This window comes from Gimesia sp., assembly GCF_040219335.1.
Lineage (GTDB): Bacteria > Planctomycetota > Planctomycetia > Planctomycetales > Planctomycetaceae > Gimesia.
Genome location: NZ_JAVJSQ010000031.1, coordinates 69,275 through 91,134 on the forward strand (window position 1 = coordinate 69,275; position 21,860 = coordinate 91,134).

The window sequence follows — 21,860 nt, forward strand, 5'->3', positions numbered from 1 at the left end:
AAATCAGAGGTCTGGTTCAACAAACGGTGATATCAGCATTAGAAGCTGTTATCACTGGCGTTACCAGAGCCGGTGTTTGTCCCCGTACCGTTCTGGGGAGTCCTCGATTGCACATCGTAACCCTGCAGGGCATTGTCGATGGCAGAGTTATTCGAGAAGGTTGCGGTGTTAGCACCGGAGAAACTCCAGATCGAGAAACCAGCCCCGCCGTTATTCTGGGCAGTGTTGCCGTCCAGTGTGCCACCGAAGATGGGATCAACAAAGTCAAACCCATACTCCGCATTTCCAATCGAGGTATTATTGCTGAAGGTTCCACTCACGAACGGATCATCAAAGTCAAAACCGTCTTCCTGGTTCCCCTGGGCCAGGTTATTGATAATCGTTCCGCCATTCACATCTTCAAAGTCAAAACCATCATCCAGGTTGTTGAGAGCAGAGTTACCGCTGATCAGGGTTCCCACACCAACGGTATCAGCAAACTTAATCCCGTTGACACCGTTCTGGCTGGCACTGTTTCCGGTGAACGTCGCATTCTCAACATCGTCATTAAACCAGAAACCGTTCAGATTATTCTCGTTGGCCACGTTTCCGCTGAATGTCCCGCCGTTGACATTATCATCAAAGTAGAAACCGGCGTCATTCAGATTCGCAATGTTATCGGTAAAGGTTCCGCCATTGATTTTTCCGTAGAACGCGAAGCCGGCGTAATCATTGCCAATCGCCTGGTTACCACTGATGGTCCCGCCGTCAACACCATAGAAGTCAAAACCAAAGTTATAGTTTTCCCGAGCGATGTTATTTGAGATTTCACCACCGGTCACATCGTCATCGAAGTAGAACCCGTCTTCACCGTTATACTGAGCGGTATTCCCGGTGAGCGTTCCCCCCTCGAAGTGATCGAAATCGAAACCATCGGTCACGTTCAACTCAGCCAGGTTGTTGCTGATCGTCCCCCCGATGACCCGGCTGAAATAATATCCATATTCGTTCGCCCGCGACGTGTTACCCGATACGAGACCACCGGTCATATGTTCGATTTCCAGACCATCGTTGCCGGTCACGACTCCGTTGGCAGTAAATGTGTTATTGGTGATGGTACCATTCGTGTCGCCATCCAGGTGCACACCATCTTCGAACGCCCCATTGATACTGTTGCCGGTAATCGTGAAGCCGCTCAGGTTATTCCCGTAAATCCCGTTGCGACCGCCGGTCAATGTCAATCCCACCATTGTCGAGTTATCCGCCATGGTGAAGATATCATTGATCGTATTCACCCCTCTGACAGTTGGTTGCCCGCCATACTGAAAGCTGGTGACGGCTCCCGAGCTACAACCTACCACATTCACACTGGTACCGCCGGCCAGTGCCAGCTGTCCATCGTTGAAGACAAAACCGGTCGCGGTATCAATCGTGCCGGCACTCCCGTCAAACAGAACCACGCTCTCCGCACCAGCCGCATTGAATACCGCCTCGGCGTTCGCGGTATTGGCATCGATGACGGTGATATTCTCCAGCGACTGACCGTTAAGCTGCAGCTTCGCACATTCCTCTGGTGCCTGTCCCTGATTTAACACGATGTCAATGTCACGCTGAATCGGGTTAACCATCCGACGCTGGAAGCGGGTCAGCTTCTGACTGTCTCCATTGCCGGGCAGCGGAATTCGCACGGTCAACAGCCCTTCCCCCTGCGAACCTCTGACATCGTCATGCTGATACTGTCCCGCCAGTACCACACGCGAACCATTCCCCAGAAAGGGCAGATCGAACATCCGGAATTCCACGCGGGCCCGGGGGCCGGTCATTTTATCGAAGTTGGGGGCATTATTATCAAAGTAGTAACCGCCTACATAACCTCTCAGTTCTGCATCGATCGGCATCTGATCGAAAGTCTTCAGCAGCCGCCCGATTTCCAGATCGGTTCCCCAGTAGGCCCGTTCTTCACCAGCCCGCACGACCACGTTATTCCCACTCAGATAAGCCGTCGAGAGACCATCCACGCGCTGTTGTTTCTGATTGGGGATATAACCGTTTACCCGGAAGTCCCATTCAATGCTCATCAGCTCGATGCCGAAACTTCCCTGGCGGAAGATGTTATTGTACTGACTGCGACGGACATCGTAGAAGCCGTACATGCCCGCGATCCACTGATCGTTGACCATCTTGCGGTAGGCCAGGCCGAAATTCCCCTCAGCAGAAGAATCGTTGAAGATATTCCCGCGGAGATCCGCGAAAAACAGACTTTCCTCGTCTTGTGCCAGTGGAATAAACAGTAGCCCCTGTCCAACATCACGGTAGCCGCCGGCTGCCCCTGAGAAATCAAAATAGGCGCGATACAGATAATCATCTTCCTGGAGCCATTCCGGATCCTGACCATGTGCGTACGCAGGTGCAAACAGACCTGGCGCAGTCAGGAGCAGCAGGGCTAGAAGTCGAGAGGGAACTCTAGCGTTCATTGTCATCCTGTCAGTGGGATTGTTCCGAGATTGATCAATTCCAGTCTGTAACGATTAAAATGGTGGCTCAGGTTCTTCTTCGACTCCTGCGGGATTTCACTCGCTGAAGAAATTTCCAATTATGTATAACTGTTCTCCGACTCCTCTTGCCAGAACCGGTCAGGTAAAATATACCGGTTATAGGGTCGAGGAAATTAAGCAGGCGGATCGTATTCTCAATCCATAATCAAGCGAGGCTTCAATGTCGTTTCCCGCATTACCCCAGATCGAAATCGAACAGAAACTCCTGGCCGTCGTCTCCGAGACATTGGACATTCCTCTGAAAAAACTCTCGCTGGATGATCGCATCATTGAAGATCTGCGTGCCGACAGTCTGGACCTGACGGAACTCATGATGAGCCTGGAAGACGCGTTTCAGATCACGATTCCCTATGATCTCAGCGATCCCATCCATAAAGAGATCTTCACCCGCCAGCCGTTTCGACTCTGTGACCTGGTGGAACTGGTAACCCTGCAGATGGGAACGCGTGCTGTACCTCGTGCCAACTGGTTTCGTCAACCAGCCACTCAACCCGGGAAGGGACAGCGCGTCCCTTTCACTCAACTGGATGGCATCGGCAAACGGTCTGCACTGACGGAACCCGACTTGTTCGTCCCCCTGGATTCCACGCGTCCCTGTACCATGTGGCGCAGACGCACCGATGGCATGCGCTGCATCCACATTCCAGCCGATACCGTATTATTGGGCAGCGACACTCCCACAGCCAACCCCGATGAACGCCCCCTGCATGAGGGGGAACTCGATTCCTTTCTGATCGACGCCGAACCGGTCTCGACCACCGCCTACTGTCGCTTTCTGAACTCCATCGGTCAGCTCCCCGAATCGTTCCTGACCGACTGGTTTGTCCTCGATCCGGAAGATGACCGAGACGAGCATATGTTGATTCAGCATACCTCATCCTACGGCTGGCAGCCACTGCTCGGCACAGAAACCTGGCCGATGATTCTGGTCTCCTGGTATGGCGCGAACGCCTATTCGCTCTGGGCCAACAATCGGCTCTGGAGCAACTACCGCGACGAAGCCAACGATCCCGAGGGAAGTTTTCTCCCCACCGAAGCCCAATGGGAATACGCGGCCCGCGGCGCCACTCCGCGTGTCTATCCCTGGGGTGATGCAGCCCCCACCCCGGAAAAACTGCGCGCCGGCCTGCATCGGCAGAAATCGGATTACACAGCCCAGACGCTCCCCCTGGCTGCTGTCAATGAAGAGTTGGGCATGTCCCCCTTCGGCCTGCATCACATGGCGGGCAACGTCTGGCAATGGTGCCGCGACTGGTACGACGAATCTTTCTACCAGCACCCCGAGGCGACAGAGCCGAATGCCTGGAATCACCATCCCACACGCGTCCGCAGCGAACGGGGCGGCAGCTGGGTCGGCCCGAACCTTCTCTGCCGCAGTTCCTATCGCCGGGGCCGCCCCCCCATCGCCCGCGGCCGCTGCCTCGGCTTCCGCTGCGTCAGCTCGGTTAGTGATCTGCCTGCAGCGCATCCCTGATCACACAAGGTTCCTGCAAGCATTGATCAGACATTAACATAGCGCGAAAACTTGAGCCCCGCTGTCTTTGCCCAGCGACGCAGGACGTTACGCTCTCTCGGATTTGGCAATCGATTCGCCTTACCCCGCACTTCACTGATCAGGTTGTTGTCTTTACGGACCTCAATGGTAATCGCCTTTTTGAAACCCTGCTGAAGCTCAATCTGCATCGACCAGATCGAACTTTCGCCGCCGGTACAATTTCCAATATAACTCGCGACACAATGCTTCATCTGGTTCCCTTCTGTAACCAGATCATCGCTGGTTAATATCTCGCGGATCATCCAGCGATTTTCATCTTCAAAATCAAACTCACGAATTCCGCTAGCATCCCAGGTACATTCGGGAATTTTACTTTTTTGTTCCTGTTCACGGTGCCAGTCGGCAACATCCCGCAATAAAGAACGCGGAGTCCGTCCCTTAATGGAATAATCAGGTGCAGGGGCATCAACTTCATCATACACACCATTATCACCAGGTATTGTGAAGACTCCAAAACGCTGATACCGTAAGAATTCAACGATAGACTGAATCTGTCGGCGATACAGACTTGCATGATGAATCAGCCATTGAATGACCGTGGTCCAAAACTGGTCATTTGATAATTCTTCGGGAAAAGGGGACTGCATGATTGCCCGGCCCAGACCAGGATCTCCGCCCATCCCCAGAACCTGTCCCCAGCGCAGCGCCTGTAAGATCGTAAGATCCTGCGGCGCCTGCATAAAAAAGTGCGCCATTTTTTTCGAATAGGAAACCGGCAAACGGCAGTTTCGGATATTCTGTCCTTGTCCGACTTCGAGATACCACTCCCTCCAGTCCTCGCACTCCGGAGTGTAATTTACCAGCCAGACGGAATCGAAAAAACGAGGCATCTGGTATTTGACGAACAGGTGTCTCAAAAGCGACGAAAACTGTCGCCGGGCGCTTGTACCTCTAGGTTTCCAGGTTTCAATCGGTCGAATCCAGTAACTCGCTTTGGACGCAATGAAAACCAGTGCGTCAATGTATCGCACTCCCCAGGGATATCTCTGCTGAGTTAATGCTACTCGATCCAATATAAACTTCGTTTTACTGCAATACAGGTGGGAGACCAGCCTCATAAATGAATCGCGTGTCATTTCGCTATGGTTGATGCAGGGACTTTCCTGATCATGCAGTTGCCAGATCATTCTCAATACAGGATCAGTAATGGATTTTTTACTGACCTCCTTAGAACAAACAGCCTCCAGCTTATCAACAATCGACCGCTGTTCCTGTTTTCTCTGTCTGAGAGAGTTGATAGCTATCTGGCGACAGAAATAAAGCAGTTCCTCGCGCCGCTGAAACCGCCTCTTTCGGAGACTGGTGCGAAATCCATTCTCGACGCACCACTGGCGATAATCCTCTGGTGTTTCTAAGCCGAGGCTTTGCAGATGCGCGAGCAATTCAGCAGCGGCATTCTGTTTTGTGTACGTTCCTTTTCTGTGGGACATGACTGACTGTCGTTTCTGTAATAAATGAAATCAAATGTTTGAACCTTTGTCTGTGTTTCAGAGTCGATCTGAATAACATCGTTTCCTCCTTTCGAAATAAGAATTGGGGTGAACTTTGATCTACGACACACTACCCGATGGCAGGGTTCACAATTGAGAGGAACAACAATGCAAGCCATCATCTTCACTGGTATTCCAGGCGCCGGAAAAAGCTCTTTTTACCGACAGAAGTTTTTCGCAACCCACGTGCGCATCAGCCTCGATCTCTTGAAGACGCGGGCTCGGGAAACACGTTTCCTGGAAACCTGCCTGCAGATCGGCCAGCAATTCGTGGTCGACAACACGAGCCCGAGCCGCGAAGAACGTGCCAAATACATACAGCTGGCCCGCCAGGCCGGCTTTACCATCACCGGTTATTATTTTGCCTCCCGCGTAGATCCCTGCCTGCAGCGGAATGCAGAACGCGAGCCCCCCGCGCGGGTTCCCGACGTCGCAATCCTGTCTGCAGCCCGACGCTTGCAGCGTCCGTCGCTCGAGGAAGGCTTCGACCAACTGTTTTATGTCAGTCTGCAACAGGGAGTATTCCAGATTGAGGAGTGGAACGATGAACTTTGATGAACTGGATCAGAAGATGCGGGTCTATGAAACCGCTGCGGACACCTGCGTTCTGCCCGATATGTATATGGTCGCCCGGCTGGATGGTCGTGGATTTACCCGGCTCACGAAAGAAGTCTGCGCGTTCGAACGCCCCTTTGAAGCGCAGTTCCGGGACATGATGGTCCGAACCACCAAAGCCTTAATGAACTGCGGATTCCGTATCATCTATGCTTTTACAGAAAGCGACGAAATCTCCCTGCTCTTTGATTGTGAAGAGCGTCTGTTCGGGCGAAAGCTCCGCAAATTGAACTCCCTGCTGGCCGGGGAAGCCAGCGCCCAGTTCTCGCTGCAACTGGGACAGGTCGCCACGTTTGACTGCCGGATTTCACAGCTTCCCAACCGGGGCCGGGTGATCGACTATTTTCGCTGGCGCAGTGCCGATGCGGCTCGCAATGCCTTGAACGCACACTGTTACTGGTGTCTCCGCAAAGAGGGACGCGACGCCCGACAGGCCACCCAGCAGCTATCCGGCCTGACCTTCGGCCAGAAAAACGAACTCCTGTTCCAGCGGGGCATCAACTTCAACGATCTGCCCGCCTGGCAGAAACAGGGAATCGCGGTCTACTGGGAAGAGTTTGACAAACCGGCCGTCAATCCCCTCACCGGGGAAGCGGTTGTCGCCCTCCGACGGCGAATGACCATCAACGATCAGCTGCCCCGTAAAGCAGAGTACACTGAGTTTCTGACGCAACTGCTCGACGCTTCCTGATACACGCTCCCGGCACAACTGCTGCCGGGAGTGTAATTCTGCTGCCTTACACGGTCTCGTTGAATGTCAAATGCTCCTGGTGTGCCCAGCGGTTTAAAACCTTTCGAACCGTCGAGCTCGGCTTACTGTTGTTTTTACCGCGTGCCTCAAAGATCTCCTTCTTCCCTGGCAGAACTTCAATCGTCAACTGACGCCGTCGTCGCTGACCGGCTTTGACTTTCATCGACCAAATCGTCGTTTGTCGCCGGACACATTCATTCAGATACGTCTCCACGCAGTGCTTCATGATCTTGCTTTCAATCTGCAGTTGGCGTGGCGTGAGAACTTCCTCGATACTCCAGATCTGCCCTTCGAGTTCGCACTGGAATTCACCTATCGCGCTTCTCCGCCAGGGGAAATCGAGCGGGTCGACCTCCGGCGGAGGCATCACCCCATTTTCGATCAGATCCGATTTCCAGTGAACCATGTGCCGCCGGAGCGACATCAGCGAACGCCCCTTCAGAGAGAAATCGGGTTGCACCGGAAAGGGACCGGCCCCTTTCCCCCAGACCTTCTCAGCAGGTTCAATTCGTTGCTGAAAAAGAAAATGGACGATTTCGACAATCTCATCCGCAGAAATTGGCTGATGCTTAACCAGAAATCGAAATACCGAATCCCAGAAACGCTGATCTTGCAAGGGATAACAAAGTGGGGTCCGTGAAATCAGAATCCGCGCCAGCCGCTCATCACCTCCCAGTGCCCGAATGCGTGCCCAGTTCAGTGCAGCAAAGGGTGACAGATCAGCGGGGGAGTGCATATACAGGGCCCCCATTTTTTTAGTCAAGCTTTGAAATAATGGATTGGGAAACTGCCGCACACTCCGGCCTTGTGCCAGGTGCAGATAGAGATCCAGTTCCCACGCTGCCTCGTTTTCATTCCACCAGGCGGCGGTCAGAAATTCGGGGACGGGATACTGATCGAACAGATGATGCACCAGAGACCGCAGTTGAACCAGGGGGCTGCCCGCGGGTACTCCCCAATCTTCCGGATGACGGTTCCAGGCAAAGCTACGCCGCGCCATTCTCTTACAGGCTGCGATCACCGCCTGGGCGTTTACGGGAGCCAGAAAACCACCATGCTGCTCAGCGGACAACAGTCTGGTCTGTGAACGAATCACGCGAATCAATCGCCAGTATTTTTTCCGATGCGCTGTTCGCATGGCAGCCGACTGCGCAATCAGCGCATCCACGCAACGGGCGGCGTAGTGTTTTCGGTTTTGAGAATTCATGGTTACCGTACTGAGAAAAAGGAATAATCAGACCTGCGATGCGCATACACCGCCTCCAAAGTCATACCCTTGGCGTAAAACGCCATTGATATGCTCACTTGAGATTCGTCAGATCAAACCCGTATCGATTCGCATGAAGATCACCTCGTGGTGCAGAGTGCCGGACAGGCACTGCAGAGAACCAGGCTCAGGCTCTCGTGTCATTATTGGGGAGTCCCTTTACAACAGGCCTCCATTTTCTCATCGACATAGACACAGACTCCGAACAACGGTTCGGCTTTATCATGAAATCAACCAGGTGAATCCTCCCCCGCAAAGTAGAACGCAACTATGGAAATGCGATCTACGTCACTCCCTGGTTCGGTGATGACAGACAAGACAATGAGTTGCAGCGATTAGCAGCTTATTTACCGAAGTTATGCGCTGTACCAAATCTGCGTCGCATTGAAAAACGGAACTGGAAGAATCGGGAATACTAAAGTGTCACTGGTAACTGAGGTTTGTCTTCAGTTATTATGAAAACAACGTTGTCTTAAAAGAAGCACGATGTACTGCAATGACAGATCCGCATTATCCCGAACTGACGGCTACCGATAGCCTGGCCTTGCTCCTGTGTCAGAAACTGGGCGAGACAGACATCATGCTGCGCGTCGTTCCCTACCAGGAAAGCATAAAAAACCCCTCTCTAGCCCCCGATGAGCAGAGCGTTTTGCTCAAGTATTCCCGTTGGAACGTCACTTTCGCAAACACAGAACGCTCGATCTATCTGACCTGCGCTGCAGACAGACGCTTATTTACCTGTCATTGCAGCGAATACGAAATCCCCAGGGCGCGACTGCAGACGTCACATCTCGAAGAAGTGGCTCATCTGTTCCGGCTCTGGGTACTGCAACAGATGGATTCTGCAGATCTGGCGCATGCACGCGGCGTCGGTTCGGTACAGGTCTTCCCCCGCATATCGGCACACAAAGTTGTCGATGAGCGATGGGCCAAATATGACACGCATCTCGCTGATGATCCCCTCGGCTTGAACCTGTTTGATTTTTATCAGGTCGCAAAAGCCACCCCGGAGTTGCGACAACTCTTCCCCTTTACCAGCATGTGGAACTTATGTTTCAGCCGCTGCACACATTACCCATTCACCCGGGATTGTCCGCACGTCAGAGCCAAACAGAAATTCAAGTCTCATGCAGTGGTCCCGGGTTACTACGAGGTATTTCTACGGGAACGCTATCTGGGAGAAGGTCCCGCGGTCATCGCAGCGCGGATTGTCGTACGCTATCTACCCCGCAACTGTGGCCCCGCCCTGTTATGCACCGAAACGAACTTTCAATATTTCAGCGAACCCCTCTGAAATGCACGTGTCTTCCTTCTCAAACCACTCTGTTCTCTGACCTATCGGAGGTGTGCTATGAACTATTCCGAATTCGATGATCGGCCATTTTTTTGAAACGATGAGCAAACGCCGCACAGGCTTCCCGTCTGAAACACAAGTCAAACGGGGCATCCGCATCGTGCATGGCGACAAGCTGCTCGAAGAAAAACTAGGTCGCAACGATTTATGCCCCTGCGGCTCAGGCCAGCGCTTCATAAAGTGCTGCCTCACGCGGGGCTGCTTTTGACGGCGTGAACCGCAATCACTTTTTTCAGAGAATAACAACCGTGCGCAGGAATTACTGTGCGCCGGTTTTCCGTCACTGAGTTTTCACGTCAGCCGTTTTCTGCCAGAATCGACATAGAGAGTCTGCGCATACTGAAACGGCTGAAGCTGATACATCCCCTTCACTTTTGTTAAAGAGAGTCCGGACCGATGGGCAGTTCCCACGATCAATTTGTGAAATATCCGCGGACACCTCATCTGTTCGGCTCTACGGGGACGGCAGACGACAAACGGCTCAGCGAACAGGCTTCGCTGCAGTTCATTGCCGATCCGTCTCTCATCGTGGAGGAAAAGATTGACGGCACCAACGTCGGACTCCATTTCGCTCCCACAGGAGAACTCGTTCTGCAGTGCCGGGGCCACCTGATTAACGAAGGCATGCACCCGCAATACGATCTGTTCAAACAATGGGCCATGGTCAAACGGCCGGTCCTGGAACAGATGCTGGAAGACCGGTTCATCCTGTTCGGCGAATGGGTCTACGCCCGGCACTCAATTCATTATCGCAGCCTGCCGCACTACTTCTTTGAATTTGACATTTACGATAAAGTACAACAGGTCTTTCTCAGCCTTGCCTGTCGACTGGAACTGCTCGCAGGCACCGGCATCGAAACGGTCCCCGTGATCCATACCGGCCCGCTGGCACGCAAAGACCTGGAGACGCTGATTGGCCAGTCTGCCTTTGACAGTGTCTTTGACAATCCACTTACCAACAACACGGACAACCTGATGGAAGGCGTTTATCTCCGCACCGAAGCGGGCGCAGCCGTCACCGGCAGGTCCAAATTTGTCCGTCTCGAATTTGTAGAAAAAATCAAACAGAGCAGCCACTGGCAACACCAGGCCATGGTTCCCAACCTGCTCTCCAGACAGGCAGATATCTGGTCATGAACTGGCAGACACTGACAACATCGACTCTGGATGAGATCCTGAACTGGGCTGCCACGCAGCCCTGGTGCCAGGCGATGTCGGACTGCGCGCAGGATGCCCGGTGGCACGCCGAAGGGGATGTCTGGACGCATACCCAACTCGTCTGCCGCCAGTTGCCCCAACTGACTGAGTGGTCTGGCTTATCAAACCGGGAACAGTCCATTCTGATCTTCACCGCACTCCTGCACGACGCCGCCAAACCGCTGACCACGCAACTCGATCCCGAAACCGGCCGACTGCGTTCGCCCAAACATGCCGTGAAGGGAGAATACCTGGCGCGAAATGTTCTGCGCGATCTGGACTGCGACCTGGAAACCCGCGAAATCATCTGCCGGCTGGTCCGCTATCATGGTCGTCCCGCTTTTCTGCTGGAAAAACCGAATCCGGAGCAGGAAGTCATTTTCCTCTCCTGGCTGGTCAACCATCGACTGCTCTACCTGTTCGCCCTGACCGACACCCGCGGACGAACCACCGACAGCATGTCGCGTCCCGAAGAACATCTGCGGTTCTGGAAAATGATCGCCGAGGAACAGCACTGCTTCGATCAACCCTACCCGTTCGCCAATGATCAGGCGCGCTTCCTGTTTTATCACTCACCCGAACCGAACGTGCATTATGTGCCTCATGAAGAGTTCAACGGCACGGTCACCATGCTCTCCGGCCTGCCCGGCGCAGGGAAAGACACGTGGCTCTCACGGCACCACACGGATCTGCCCGTCGTCTCGCTGGATGACGTGCGCGATGACCTGGGGGTTGAGCCAACAGACAACCAGGGAGAAGTGGCACAACTCGCCCGGGAACGCTGTCGCGAACTCTTACGGAACAAGGCTGATTTCGCTTTCAACGCCACCAACCTGACCCGGCAGATCAGAAAACGCTGGCTGCAGCTCTTTGCCGACTACGGTGCCCGCATCGAACTGATCTACCTGGAACCGCCGCTGGAGACGATATTGAAACAGAATCGCCAGCGTCCTCAGCCGGTCCCGGAAAATGTCATACGACGCCTGGCAGAAAAAGTCGAACCTCCCACACTGACCGAGGCTCATACAGTGACTTACAATGCACATTGAATCTTTCTCTACAGTTGGAAATCCAACATGCTCTTATCTATCACAACGACACATCAACCCGCCAGTGATCTGAGCTACCTGCTCCACAAACACCCGGACCGCTTTCAGAGCTTTAAACTGAGTTTCGGCAACGCTCACCTGTTTTATCCTACGGTTTCCGAAGAAAAATGCACCGCCTGCCTGCTGCTGGACGTCGATCCGGTGGGGATGGTCCGCGGCAAAGGACATCAGCAGTCGTTCCTGCTCGACCAGTACGTCAACGATCGGCCTTATGTCGCTTCGTCTTTCATGAGTGTCACCCTTTCACAGGTCCTGGGATCCGCGCTTAACGGGCGCTGCAAGGATCGTCCGGAACTGGTCAGCACGCCGATTCCACTTACGGTACAGATCGCCGTCCTCCCCGTACGCGGCGGCGAAGATCTGATTCGCGAAATCTTCGAACCACTGGGTTACGAAGTCGCCATCCAGTCTTATCCACTGGATGAACAGTTCCCGGACTGGGGCGAGAGTCCCTGTTATTCCGTCACACTGACAGGTACGAAAACACTTTCGGAACTGCTCAACCACCTCTACGTCCTGATTCCGGTCTTCGACAACCGCAAACATTACTTCGTCGGCGAGAACGAACTGGAAAAGCTATTAGAGAAAGGGGCGGGCTGGCTGGCCGACCATCCTCTGAAAGACCAGATCAGTCGTCGCTACCTGAAGTTTAAACCGAGCCTGTACCTCACAGCCCTGGCACGTCTGGTCGACGAAACCGAGACCGAAGATCCGGAACTGGAAAACGAAAATGATGAAACAGCAGAAGAACCTCTCGACAAAGCGGTTCCGCTGAACCAGCAGCGACTAGGCAGCGTAATGGCCGTCCTGCGGGCTTCCGGTGCGCAAAGTGTGCTCGACCTGGGCTGTGGCGAAGGAAAGCTGCTCCGCGAACTGCTGTCCGATCGACAGTTCGAACAGATCGTCGGTCTGGATATCTCGGTGCGCTCGCTGGAGATCGCTGCGAAACGTCTCAAACTGAAACGGCTGCCGGAACGACAGGCGCAACGGGTGAAGCTGCTGCACGGCTCGCTCACTTACCGCGATCGTCGGCTCGAAGGTTTCGACGCCGCGGCCCTGGTTGAAGTGATTGAACACCTCGATCCGTCCCGCCTGGCGGCGCTGGAACGGATGCTGTTTGAATTCGCTCGCCCGAAAACCGTCGTGCTCACCACACCGAACCGGGAATATAATGTGATGTGGGAAACCCTGCCCGCCGACCAGCTGCGTCACGCCGACCACCGGTTCGAATGGACGCGGTCCGAATTCCAGACATGGGCCACCGGCATTGCAGATCAATTCGGTTACGCTGTCCGCTTCCTGCCCGTTGGTCCGGAAGACAAAGCGGTGGGTGCACCCACACAAATGGGAGTGTTTGAACGTAATGAGTAAGAATAGTAATCCACCATTTGATTCTTCGATTACCTGGGCACGGGTCCGCGCTATTTTCAATAACCCTGATCCACCAGATAAAGTCTGGCAGTCGCAATTTGACGGATTCGATGAAAAACTGGAGCAATTGGCGCAGACTCCCTATGACCAGATCGATTTTGGTGACTTATGGTACTATCACCATGATCTGGCATACATGAAACTACAGCCGGAACTGTTTGCCTGGTTATTTCCAGTCTGCCTGATGGACTGGGATCAGACTCTACAGAATTCAAAATCCTGTTCGCATGGTGATTCCGAATTTCATTATGGAATTCTGCAAGGGAATGTTTTCGAAACAATGCTGACCGGCAAACAACTTGAAGAGGTGACTCTTTTTTTTCGAGACAGTCTTCTTAAAAGTGTCACTTCTGAAACCAGACTGCAGGTAATTCGAAATGATGTTCCTACTGCAGGCTGGATCTTTCGATTCAACTCTCTGGGGCTGATCCTACCGGATATCAGTCCGATCTGGGAAGGACTCTGGTCCCTGGAACATCCCGGTCAGGCGATAGCCGCGATTCAATACTTTTCTGCATTACTCTATTTCGATGACGAAAACCCTCTGTTTAAATCATGGGAGAATATCGAATTAAACTTCTGGGAAAACGACTCGTTTATTTATGGATCCGGATGGGCCAATAACAATACAGATTATCTGACCACAAATCTGACCGTCGAATTTGTCAATGATTTAATTCGACAAGCGGCTGTTCTGCTAAGCAATACGACTGAGTCACAGATGGCGGAACGTATCAAAAATGATTTACCCGGTTGCCAGGCTCTACTCCGAGAGCGAGTGAAAGAATTCCCTGAGTTACTGCGAAACCCTGATTCCAAGGGATGGACTGTCTGAAACTGTGTAAAGATGTTTCAGAACCATAATGAATATCTATTTTCAAATACATATTAAAGATCTATCGATTTACCAATGGACATCTCAATCCCCAAACTCTCACTCGTCGTGCTCGTCGGCCCCAGCGGGGCGGGCAAAAGTACGTTTGCGCGAAAACACTTTCTGCCGACCGAAGTCATCTCTTCCGATTTATGCCGGGGGATGATCAGCGATGACGAAAACGACCAGAATGTCACGAAGGAAGCCTTCGAACTGCTGGGTTACATCGTCTCCCAACGCCTGAAAGCAGGACGGCTGACCGTCGTCGACGCCACCAACGTCCAGCAGGAGGCCCGCGCGCAGTGGGTCGAACTGGCACGGAAGTACCACTTTCTGCCGGTCGCTATCGTGCTTAACCTGTCCGAAAAGATCTGCCATGCACGGAACCAGGAACGTCCCGACCGTTCATTTGGATCTCACGTGGTCCGCAATCAGCGTTCGCAGTTAAAACGTAATCTGAAACGACTCCGTCGCGAGGGTTTTCGTTATGTGTTTGAAATGAACTCGGTCGAACAGATCGACGTTGCCCGCCTGGAACGCGTTCCCCTCTGGAACGACCGTCGTGAGGAACAGGGCCCTTTCGACATCATCGGCGATATTCATGGCTGCTGCGACGAACTGGAACTGCTGCTCAAAGAGTTGGGTTATGCCCAGACCTCCGTTGAGGAACCAGAGCCCCTGTGGGGCGATGCCTGTTATGCGCATCCCGAGGGTCGCAAGGTTGTCTTTCTCGGCGATCTGGTCGACCGGGGTCCGCGTTCGCTGGATACGGTCCGGATTGTACGCAACATGGTCCAGCAGGGGACGGCACTCTGCGTGCCCGGCAACCATGACATGAAGCTGCTCCGCAAGCTGAAAGGGAAAGATGTCAAACTGACGCACGGACTCGCAGAGACGGTCTCTGAAATCGAAGCCATGCCAACAGAGACGCGGGAACCGTTCTGCCAGGCGCTGGCCGAATTCCTCGACAGCCTGATCAGTCATTTCGTGCTGGATCAAGGTAAACTGGTCGTCGCCCATGCTGGTATGACAGAAGACCTGCAGGGACGGGGCTCGGGTAAGGTCCGTTCGTTCGCCCTTTACGGCGAGACGACAGGCGAAACCGACGAATTTGGCTTTCCGCTGCGCTATAACTGGGCCGCCGAATACCGGGGCGCTGCGCATGTAGTCTACGGTCATACTCCTGTTCCCGATCCGGAGTGGCTCAACCGGACCGTCAACATCGACACAGGCTGTGTCTTTGGTGGTCGCCTGACGGCACTCCGCTATCCGGAAAAAGAGTTCATTTCCGTACCGGCGAAAGAAGTCTACTGCGAATACGCCAAACCCATGTATCGGGATACGGATGCAGCATCACAAACTGCTCAGCAGCAGTACGACGACCTGCTCGACCTGCAGGATGTTACCGGTAAGCGGTTTATCAGAACGCGTCTGCAGACGAACATCACCATTCGCGAGGAGAACGCGACCGCGGCCCTGGAGGTCATGAGCCGCTTCGCCGCCAATCCGAAATGGCTGATCTACCTGCCACCGACGATGTCGCCGCCGGAAACCTCCACGGAACCGGGACTGCTGGAACATCCGGCTGAAGCATTTGCGTATTTTCGCAACCAGGGAGTCCCCCAGGTGATCTGCGAAGAAAAGCACATGGGTTCGCGGGCCGTGGTTGTCGTCTGTCGCGATCAGGAAACAGCCCGCCAGCGGTTCGGCGTGCAGGAAGCAGAACGCGGCATCGTTTACACACGGACGGGGCGGCGTTTCTTCAATCAGTCTGAACTGGAAGCCGCCTTCCTGGAACGGGTCCGTCAGGCATTGAGTGCCGCCGACTTCTGGAATGAGTTCCAGACGGACTGGGCCTGCTTCGACTGCGAACTGATGCCCTGGTCGGCCAAAGCCCAGGCGCTGCTGCAGTCGCAGTACGCAGCCGTGGGTGCCGCGGGAAAAGCAGCGTTACCCCCGGTCGTCGCTGCACTGGAACAGGCAACAGCACGACTGACTGCCGACGAAGCCTCGTATGCTGCAGAAATCGCAAGCCACTTCCGTCATCGGGAAACTGCGATCGAGGAATTCGTGCGCGCCTATCGCCACTATTGCTGGCCCGTGGAAACACTGGATGACTTGAAGCTGGCTCCGTTTCACCTGCTGGCCACCGAGGGCAGAGTTCACATCGACCAGAATCATGACTGGCACATGCAGACCATTGCACGCATCTGTGCGCAAGATGAGAAACTGCTGCTGGCAACGCCATCGTTGAAAGTCGACCTGACCGACAATGACAGCGTGCAGTCCGGCATCGACTGGTGGTCGGGGTTGACAGGCACGGGAGGAGAAGGGATGGTGGTCAAACCCCTGGAATGGGTCCAGCGGGGGCCCAAAGGACTGGTACAGCCCGCAATCAAGTGCCGGGGGAAAGAGTATCTGCGGATTATCTATGGTCCGGATTACGACGCGGAAGAAAATCTGACTCGCCTGCGTAAACGGGGTCTACACCGCAAACGATCGCTGGCACAGCGTGAATTCGCCTTGGGCATTGAAGCCCTGGAACGATTTGTGAACCGGGAACCGCTCAGGCGGGTCCATGAATGTGTGTTCGGGGTGCTGGCTTTGGAAAGTGAGCCGGTCGATCCCCGACTGTAAAACTTCGCCCCAAGCGAAAACAGGAAGTGAAACCATGAACAAGCGCGTCCACTATCAGCCGAACCTGATCTATTCTGACGGCACACAGGTGGTCACAGTCCGGGATATCATCGGGCCGAACGGTCGTACTCAGCATCCGCGGGGATCGGTTGGTGTGGTAGTGCGTGCGCCGCGTGATCTGGATCACTCGTATCGCGTTAAGTTTCCCGATGGTGTCGAAGTCGCCCTCAAAGCAGACGAGCTGACACTGCTCGCTCAATTCAAAGAGGGGGAGATCGGCAACAGCGAGATCAACGCAAACCGTAGCGACCTGTTCTCCCGCGTGATCTTCAAGTGCATCATTGGCTCCCGGGCCTTTGGTCTTGAGGATGAGCAGTCCGACACCGATTATCGCGGCGTCTACCTGCCGCCCGCGGAACTGCAGTGGTCGCTGTACGGTGTTCCCGAACAGTTGGACTGCCACGAAACGCAGGAAACCTACTGGGAGCTGCAGAAGTTTCTGGTCCTGGCTTTGAAAGCGAACCCGAACGTCCTGGAGTGCCTCTATACTCCCCTGGTCGAACAGGTCACGCCCCTCGGCCGGGAACTGCTGGATCTGCGGGAAATCTTTCTGACGCGCATCGTCTATCAGACCTACAACGGTTATGTGATGTCGCAGTTCAAAAAGATGCAGACCGATATCAAGAACCAGGGGAAGGTCAAATGGAAACATGTGATGCACCTGATCCGGCTGTTGATCTCGGGAGTCACCCTCCTGCGTGAAGGCTATGTCGTCGTCGACGTGGGACCACAGCGGGAGCAGCTGTTGGCCATCAAGCGGGGAGAAGTCCCCTGGGACGAAACCGAGAAATGGCGGAAGAGCCTGCACAAGGAATTTGAACAGGCGCTGGAGCAGACCAGACTACCGGCCCGCCCCGATTATGAAACTGCGAATAATTATCTCATCAAAGCGCGTCGACTGGCGACGCAGGAGGTACTGCCGTGAACTTCGATCCCCGACTTGAACAACAGCTTAAGGAACATCCTTATCCCCTGCTGTTCGCTACCATCAGCGGATCACATATTTATGGCTTTCCTTCTCCTGATTCTGATTACGATCTCCGCGGCGTACACATACTGCCGCTGGAGACCGTCATCGGTCTGAAAGAAGGTCAGGTCACGGTGGAGCGTTCGCGTGTCGATGACGGCCTGGAAATCGATCTGGTCACACACGATGTGGGCAAGTTCTTTCAACTCATGCTCAAAAAGAATGGTTACGTGCTGGAGCAACTGCTCTCGCCGCTGGTTCTGCAGACCACTCCCGAGTATGAAGAGCTGAAAGCACTGGCGCCCGGCTGTGTGACGAAGTATCACGCATACCATTATCTGGGTTTCGCAGCCACACAGTGGAAACTGTTCCAGAAGGAAGATCCGCCCCGGGTCAAGCCCCTGCTCTACGTATATCGGGTCCTGCTCACCGGTCTGCATCTGATGCGCACTGGCGAACTGGAACCGAACCTGATCCTGTTGAATGAAGAATCGCGGTTATCCTACATCCCCGAGCTGATCGAACGCAAGCTGGAAGGTTCTGAACGTTCCACGCTGGATGCCGCCGACATGGAGTTCCATAGACGCGAATACCAGCGGCTTGTAGGCGAACTGGAACAGGCGATGGAAACCACCAGCCTGCCCGAAAAGCCAAGTTCGGGTGATGCGTTAAATGACCTGCTGGTCCGGATCCGTCTGGCTCAGCGCATAGAATCCTGATCGGACTATTCGAACCAGAAACTGAGAGACGCTCGTTTTCGTTTGAGAACGAGCGTCTATCTAATTCACGGAGCATGAAATCTGCCGCTTCGACTCGTCTGCAGAAACTCGAACATTTACATTTGTATAAAGCAAAACGTTAACAACTTTTTTGTTAAATTCCTGTAAAATACGTAATTTTCGCTGACTCATTTCTGTTGAAGTCAACTTCTCTGAGTAAAATCGATTGGAAACAGGACAGATTTCCAGCACCAGCGTTCACCCAGGTGCTAAGTGACAGGAACAAATTCATGCGATCTACAACTCTATTGTTGATCACGCTTTTTATCTATTGTGCCACCGGACTTTCTATAGAGTTAACTGCACAGGAACCAGAACAGGTAAAAGGCGAATACTACGGACTGAAATTTGACGGCCGAGACAGCTATGTCACTCTGCCCCATCTGAATTTCACCGCATGGAATACCTTTACCATCGAAGCCTGGGTCAAAGACTGGACCGGCCGCATCTGTTGCGAAGGTAAGCAGGGAGATCCCGAAAACAGCATCTGGATTTCCATCCGGGCCAGCCGCCATTCTGCAGGCTGGGAAAGTAACAACGGGACCAATTATTCTACCCGCGTCGACCCGAACTCGGTTGAAGGCTGGGATCATGTCGCCATGATTTATACCGGCACCGAGCAGGTCATTTACGTCAACGGCAAAGAAGTACATCGACAGAACGCCCCCAAGCCAGGCCCGTTCGTTGCAGATCGAAAATTCTTTCTCGGTGCTCAGGAAAAATGGGACGAGGAACAAACCAAGCCGGCAGCCCTGTTCGGCAAGGGAATCATGCGGATGTTTCGCGTCTCGAATGTCGTCCGTTATGACAAGGAATTTACTCCTGCTCAATCATTTACACCGGACGCGAATACAGAGCTGCTGCTCGACTTCTCAAAGCCAGACCAGACCACGCTTGCGGATGTCTCCAAACACAAACGGAACGGTACCATCCACGATGCCAAGTGGGTTCTGCTGACTGAAGAATAAGTTCAGTCTGCCTGCGACTGGTTGCAGTCCGTCAAATTCACCATCTCCGGACCACAGCAGCCCGACTGTGCGTAGAGTTCATCTTTCGCATCTGCTTTCAACACGACGAACACTTCCCACTTATGACCATCGGGATCCACGGCCCAGACTTTGTCCTGCACAGCATAACAACAGGTCGTCGCCTCTTCCGTAATGGTTTTAATCCCGGCGGCCTGAAACCGTTCGATGGCAGCATGCACTTCCGCTACGGATTTCACCTGGACCCCAAAGTGAGCCGAACCCCCTTCAACGGTGACGTCCCCATCTACTTCATTCAGGGTCAGATTTACCGAAGGATCCACCGGTTCAAATTTCGCATACCGTGGACGTTCCTTGCTGGGGGCCACCCCCAGCAGCAGTTCGTAAAACTTTTTTGACTGCGCCAGATCGGAAACCGTCAAGGCGACATGCACACGGAAATTACCCGGAAAGTCGACAGCTGATTCCTGAGTCATAATCATCTCCCTCGTATTGAAAGTGAACCTAAGCAGATTCGTCGGCCAGAAAGGCCTGGATTTTGGTTTTGATTTCATCCCGCACACGACGGAATGTTTTCATTTTTTCTTCATCGGTTCCCGTCGCATCAGCGGGATCATCAAACGGCCAGTGCAGGGTTTGGGTCGCTCCCGAGAAAACCGGGCAGGATTCTTTTGCGTTATCACAGACCGTCACCACCAGGTCGAACTGTTGTTCGGTAAACTGATCGAGATGCTTACTGGTATTCTCTGACAGATCAATGTCCAGTTCCCGCATCGCTTCGATCGCCAGGGGATGCACATAACCCGAAGGCTTCGAACCAGCCGACTCCGCCTCCCACTCTCCTTGCCCTAAAAACTCCCAGAGCTCTTCGGCCATCTGGGAACGACAGGAGTTACCGGTACATAACACTAATACGCGTTTCATCATAGTTCCTTATCAAGATCCAACTTTATATTTAGTTTGAATATCCGTTGTTAATCATCCAGCGGTTTGATTGATATCAGTTTCAGAATTCACCGCACTTGTCTGATGTGGAAACCAGTCCTGCGTTTTGAGACAGAACCTGACCAGCGCGAGCATGAGCGGCACTTCAATTAATACTCCCACCACGGTTGCCAGCGCTGCCCCCGAAGAAAGTCCGTAAAGCATTGTGGCGGTTGCAATCGCAACTTCGAAGTGATTGGAAGCGCCGATCATCGCAGTCGGTGCTGCGTTTTCATAGCTAAGCCCCAGTACTTTTGACAAAAAGTATCCCAAGGCAAAAATCACAATCGTCTGAATCAACAGCGGGATCGCAATCCAGAGAATCGTCAGGGGATTACTGAGAATCGTTTCCCCTTTGAAAGAGAACAGCAGGATCAGAGTGACCAGCAGAGCGGTAATCGTGACTGGTGTCAGCGTATGCAGAAACTTTTCCTTGAACCAGACTTCCCCTTTAGTGGCTATTAACCATTTTCGAGAGAAGAACCCGGCAACCAGCGGGAACGCGACATAAACTCCAATGGAAAGCAACAACGCCTGCCAGGGAACAGGCAGTTTTCCCACCCCCAGCAGAAAGCCGCCCAGAACACCGAATAACAACAGCATCGTCAGCGAATTGATCGCCACCATGACCAGCGTATGTCCATCGTTGCCTTTCGCCAGAAAACCCCAGACCAGCACCATGGCGGTACAGGGAGCGATCCCCAACAGAATGCAGCCTGCCAGGTAACTCCGCCAGAGCGGCACTTCCAGCATTTTCACCCCATCTACCAGCACGACTTTGCCGGATCCATAAACGGCTCCCACAGAAAGGTCCAGTCCGAAGGGCATTTTGACATAATCCACCGCATCGGGGCCAATGAACTGGTAAAACAGTGTTCCCAGGAAAAAACTGGCAATCGCATACATCGTAAACGGTTTAATCGCCCAGTTGATAAACAGAGTCAGGCCGACCGGACGCACTGCTTTGCCGGCTTTCAAAACTTCGGCAAAATCGATTTTCACCATGATCGGATACATCATGAAAAACAGGCAGACCGCAATCGGAATCGACACCACAGGAGCTTCGTTGACATAGATCGCCATGCTGTCCAGCTTGAGGGCAATCCCGGGAGCCAGTTTCCCCAGTACAATCCCAGCCACAATACAGAGTGCGACCCATACCGAAAGATAGCGTTCAAAGAAGCTGATTCCCTGGCCAGAAGTAACTCTCTCGCTGTTGGCGTCTGCAGACATTTCGTCTCTGCTCCTCATGCTATCCATGGCAATTACG

Annotated in this window: 20 protein-coding genes; 14 read left to right on the top strand and 6 right to left on the bottom strand. The window is 53.5% G+C overall.

Features of this window, described 5'->3' with window-relative positions; all coding sequences use genetic code 11:
* Positions 1-38: 38 nt before the first annotated feature.
* Positions 39-2,453, bottom strand: coding sequence for a right-handed parallel beta-helix repeat-containing protein (locus tag RID21_RS25185; RefSeq protein WP_350193744.1), 2,415 nt, complete (start codon positions 2,451-2,453; stop codon positions 39-41).
* Between the two features lie 241 nt (positions 2,454-2,694).
* Here RID21_RS25185 and RID21_RS25190 point away from each other — a divergent pair, with 241 nt between their 5' ends.
* Positions 2,695-4,008: an SUMF1/EgtB/PvdO family nonheme iron enzyme gene (locus RID21_RS25190; RefSeq protein WP_350193746.1), complete on the top strand. Its 1,314-nt coding sequence runs from the start codon at positions 2,695-2,697 to the stop codon at positions 4,006-4,008.
* A 26-nt stretch (positions 4,009-4,034) separates the two neighbouring features.
* Here the strand turns inward: RID21_RS25190 and RID21_RS25195 are convergent, their stop codons facing one another.
* Positions 4,035-4,919: a PcfJ domain-containing protein gene (locus tag RID21_RS25195; RefSeq protein WP_350193748.1), complete on the bottom strand. Its 885-nt coding sequence runs from the start codon at positions 4,917-4,919 to the stop codon at positions 4,035-4,037.
* 279 nt (positions 4,920-5,198) lie between these two features.
* On the opposite strand from RID21_RS25195, the gene RID21_RS25200 reads away from it, so the two are divergent.
* The 3 genes from RID21_RS25200 to RID21_RS25210 all read left to right on the top strand — a co-directional run bounded on the left by RID21_RS25200 (position 5,199) and on the right by RID21_RS25210 (position 6,885).
* Positions 5,199-5,444, top strand: coding sequence for a hypothetical protein (locus tag RID21_RS25200; RefSeq protein WP_350193750.1), 246 nt, complete (start codon positions 5,199-5,201; stop codon positions 5,442-5,444).
* A 243-nt stretch (positions 5,445-5,687) separates the two neighbouring features.
* Complete coding sequence (locus RID21_RS25205) at positions 5,688-6,134, top strand: AAA family ATPase (protein ID WP_350193752.1); 447 nt, start codon at positions 5,688-5,690, stop codon at positions 6,132-6,134.
* Positions 6,124-6,885 (top strand): tRNA(His) guanylyltransferase Thg1 family protein, encoded by a 762-nt coding sequence (locus RID21_RS25210; protein ID WP_350193754.1) that lies wholly within the window; start codon positions 6,124-6,126, stop codon positions 6,883-6,885. Before RID21_RS25205 ends, RID21_RS25210 begins: the two co-directional genes overlap by 11 nt.
* Before the next feature lie 46 nt (positions 6,886-6,931).
* Here RID21_RS25210 and RID21_RS25215 read toward each other — a convergent pair whose 3' ends face one another.
* Positions 6,932-8,152: a PcfJ domain-containing protein gene (locus RID21_RS25215; protein ID WP_350193756.1), complete on the bottom strand. Its 1,221-nt coding sequence runs from the start codon at positions 8,150-8,152 to the stop codon at positions 6,932-6,934.
* A 556-nt stretch (positions 8,153-8,708) separates the two neighbouring features.
* Between RID21_RS25215 and RID21_RS25220 the strand changes: the two genes are divergently transcribed.
* The 10 genes from RID21_RS25220 (at position 8,709) to RID21_RS25265 (ending at position 19,588) form a co-directional block, all read left to right on the top strand.
* The gene (locus RID21_RS25220) at positions 8,709-9,506 is read left to right on the top strand and encodes a DUF6193 family natural product biosynthesis protein (protein ID WP_350193758.1); all 798 of its coding nucleotides are present in this window, start codon (positions 8,709-8,711) and stop codon (positions 9,504-9,506) included.
* A 100-nt stretch (positions 9,507-9,606) separates the two neighbouring features.
* A complete protein-coding gene (locus RID21_RS25225; RefSeq protein WP_350194479.1) occupies positions 9,607-9,774 on the top strand; it encodes an SEC-C metal-binding domain-containing protein in 168 nt (55 codons plus the stop codon).
* A gap of 188 nt (positions 9,775-9,962) precedes the next feature.
* A complete protein-coding gene (locus RID21_RS25230; RefSeq protein ID WP_350193760.1) occupies positions 9,963-10,703 on the top strand; it encodes an RNA ligase family protein in 741 nt (246 codons plus the stop codon).
* Positions 10,700-11,812: an AAA family ATPase gene (locus RID21_RS25235; protein WP_350193762.1), complete on the top strand. Its 1,113-nt coding sequence runs from the start codon at positions 10,700-10,702 to the stop codon at positions 11,810-11,812. The genes RID21_RS25230 and RID21_RS25235 overlap by 4 nt, the downstream gene beginning before the upstream one ends.
* 27 nt (positions 11,813-11,839) lie before the next feature.
* The gene (locus RID21_RS25240) at positions 11,840-13,243 is read left to right on the top strand and encodes a 3' terminal RNA ribose 2'-O-methyltransferase Hen1 (protein WP_350193764.1); all 1,404 of its coding nucleotides are present in this window, start codon (positions 11,840-11,842) and stop codon (positions 13,241-13,243) included.
* Positions 13,236-14,138 (top strand): hypothetical protein, encoded by a 903-nt coding sequence (locus RID21_RS25245; protein WP_350193766.1) that lies wholly within the window; start codon positions 13,236-13,238, stop codon positions 14,136-14,138. Before RID21_RS25240 ends, RID21_RS25245 begins: the two co-directional genes overlap by 8 nt.
* 75 nt (positions 14,139-14,213) lie before the next feature.
* On the top strand, positions 14,214-16,814 hold the full coding sequence (locus RID21_RS25250) for a polynucleotide kinase-phosphatase (protein ID WP_350193768.1): 2,601 nt from the start codon (positions 14,214-14,216) through the stop codon (positions 16,812-16,814).
* A 34-nt stretch (positions 16,815-16,848) separates the two neighbouring features.
* Positions 16,849-17,799 (top strand): nucleotidyltransferase domain-containing protein, encoded by a 951-nt coding sequence (locus RID21_RS25255; protein WP_350193770.1) that lies wholly within the window; start codon positions 16,849-16,851, stop codon positions 17,797-17,799.
* On the top strand, positions 17,796-18,560 hold the full coding sequence (locus tag RID21_RS25260) for a nucleotidyltransferase domain-containing protein (protein WP_350193772.1): 765 nt from the start codon (positions 17,796-17,798) through the stop codon (positions 18,558-18,560). Before RID21_RS25255 ends, RID21_RS25260 begins: the two co-directional genes overlap by 4 nt.
* A 290-nt stretch (positions 18,561-18,850) precedes the next feature.
* A complete protein-coding gene (locus RID21_RS25265) occupies positions 18,851-19,588 on the top strand; it encodes a LamG domain-containing protein (RefSeq protein WP_350193774.1) in 738 nt (245 codons plus the stop codon).
* Positions 19,589-19,590: 2 nt separating this feature from the next.
* Here RID21_RS25265 and RID21_RS25270 read toward each other — a convergent pair whose 3' ends face one another.
* From RID21_RS25270 to arsB, 3 genes are read right to left on the bottom strand one after another with little or no spacing between them, the layout of a single operon-like run.
* Positions 19,591-20,082, bottom strand: coding sequence for an ArsI/CadI family heavy metal resistance metalloenzyme (locus tag RID21_RS25270; protein ID WP_350193776.1), 492 nt, complete (start codon positions 20,080-20,082; stop codon positions 19,591-19,593).
* 28 nt (positions 20,083-20,110) lie between these two features.
* Positions 20,111-20,530: an arsenate reductase ArsC gene (locus RID21_RS25275; RefSeq protein WP_145188815.1), complete on the bottom strand. Its 420-nt coding sequence runs from the start codon at positions 20,528-20,530 to the stop codon at positions 20,111-20,113.
* Positions 20,531-20,584: 54 nt separating this feature from the next.
* Positions 20,585-21,823, bottom strand: a complete 1,239-nt coding sequence (arsB, locus tag RID21_RS25280; RefSeq protein ID WP_350193778.1) for an ACR3 family arsenite efflux transporter — start codon at positions 21,821-21,823, stop codon at positions 20,585-20,587.
* Positions 21,824-21,860: the final 37 nt, after the last annotated feature.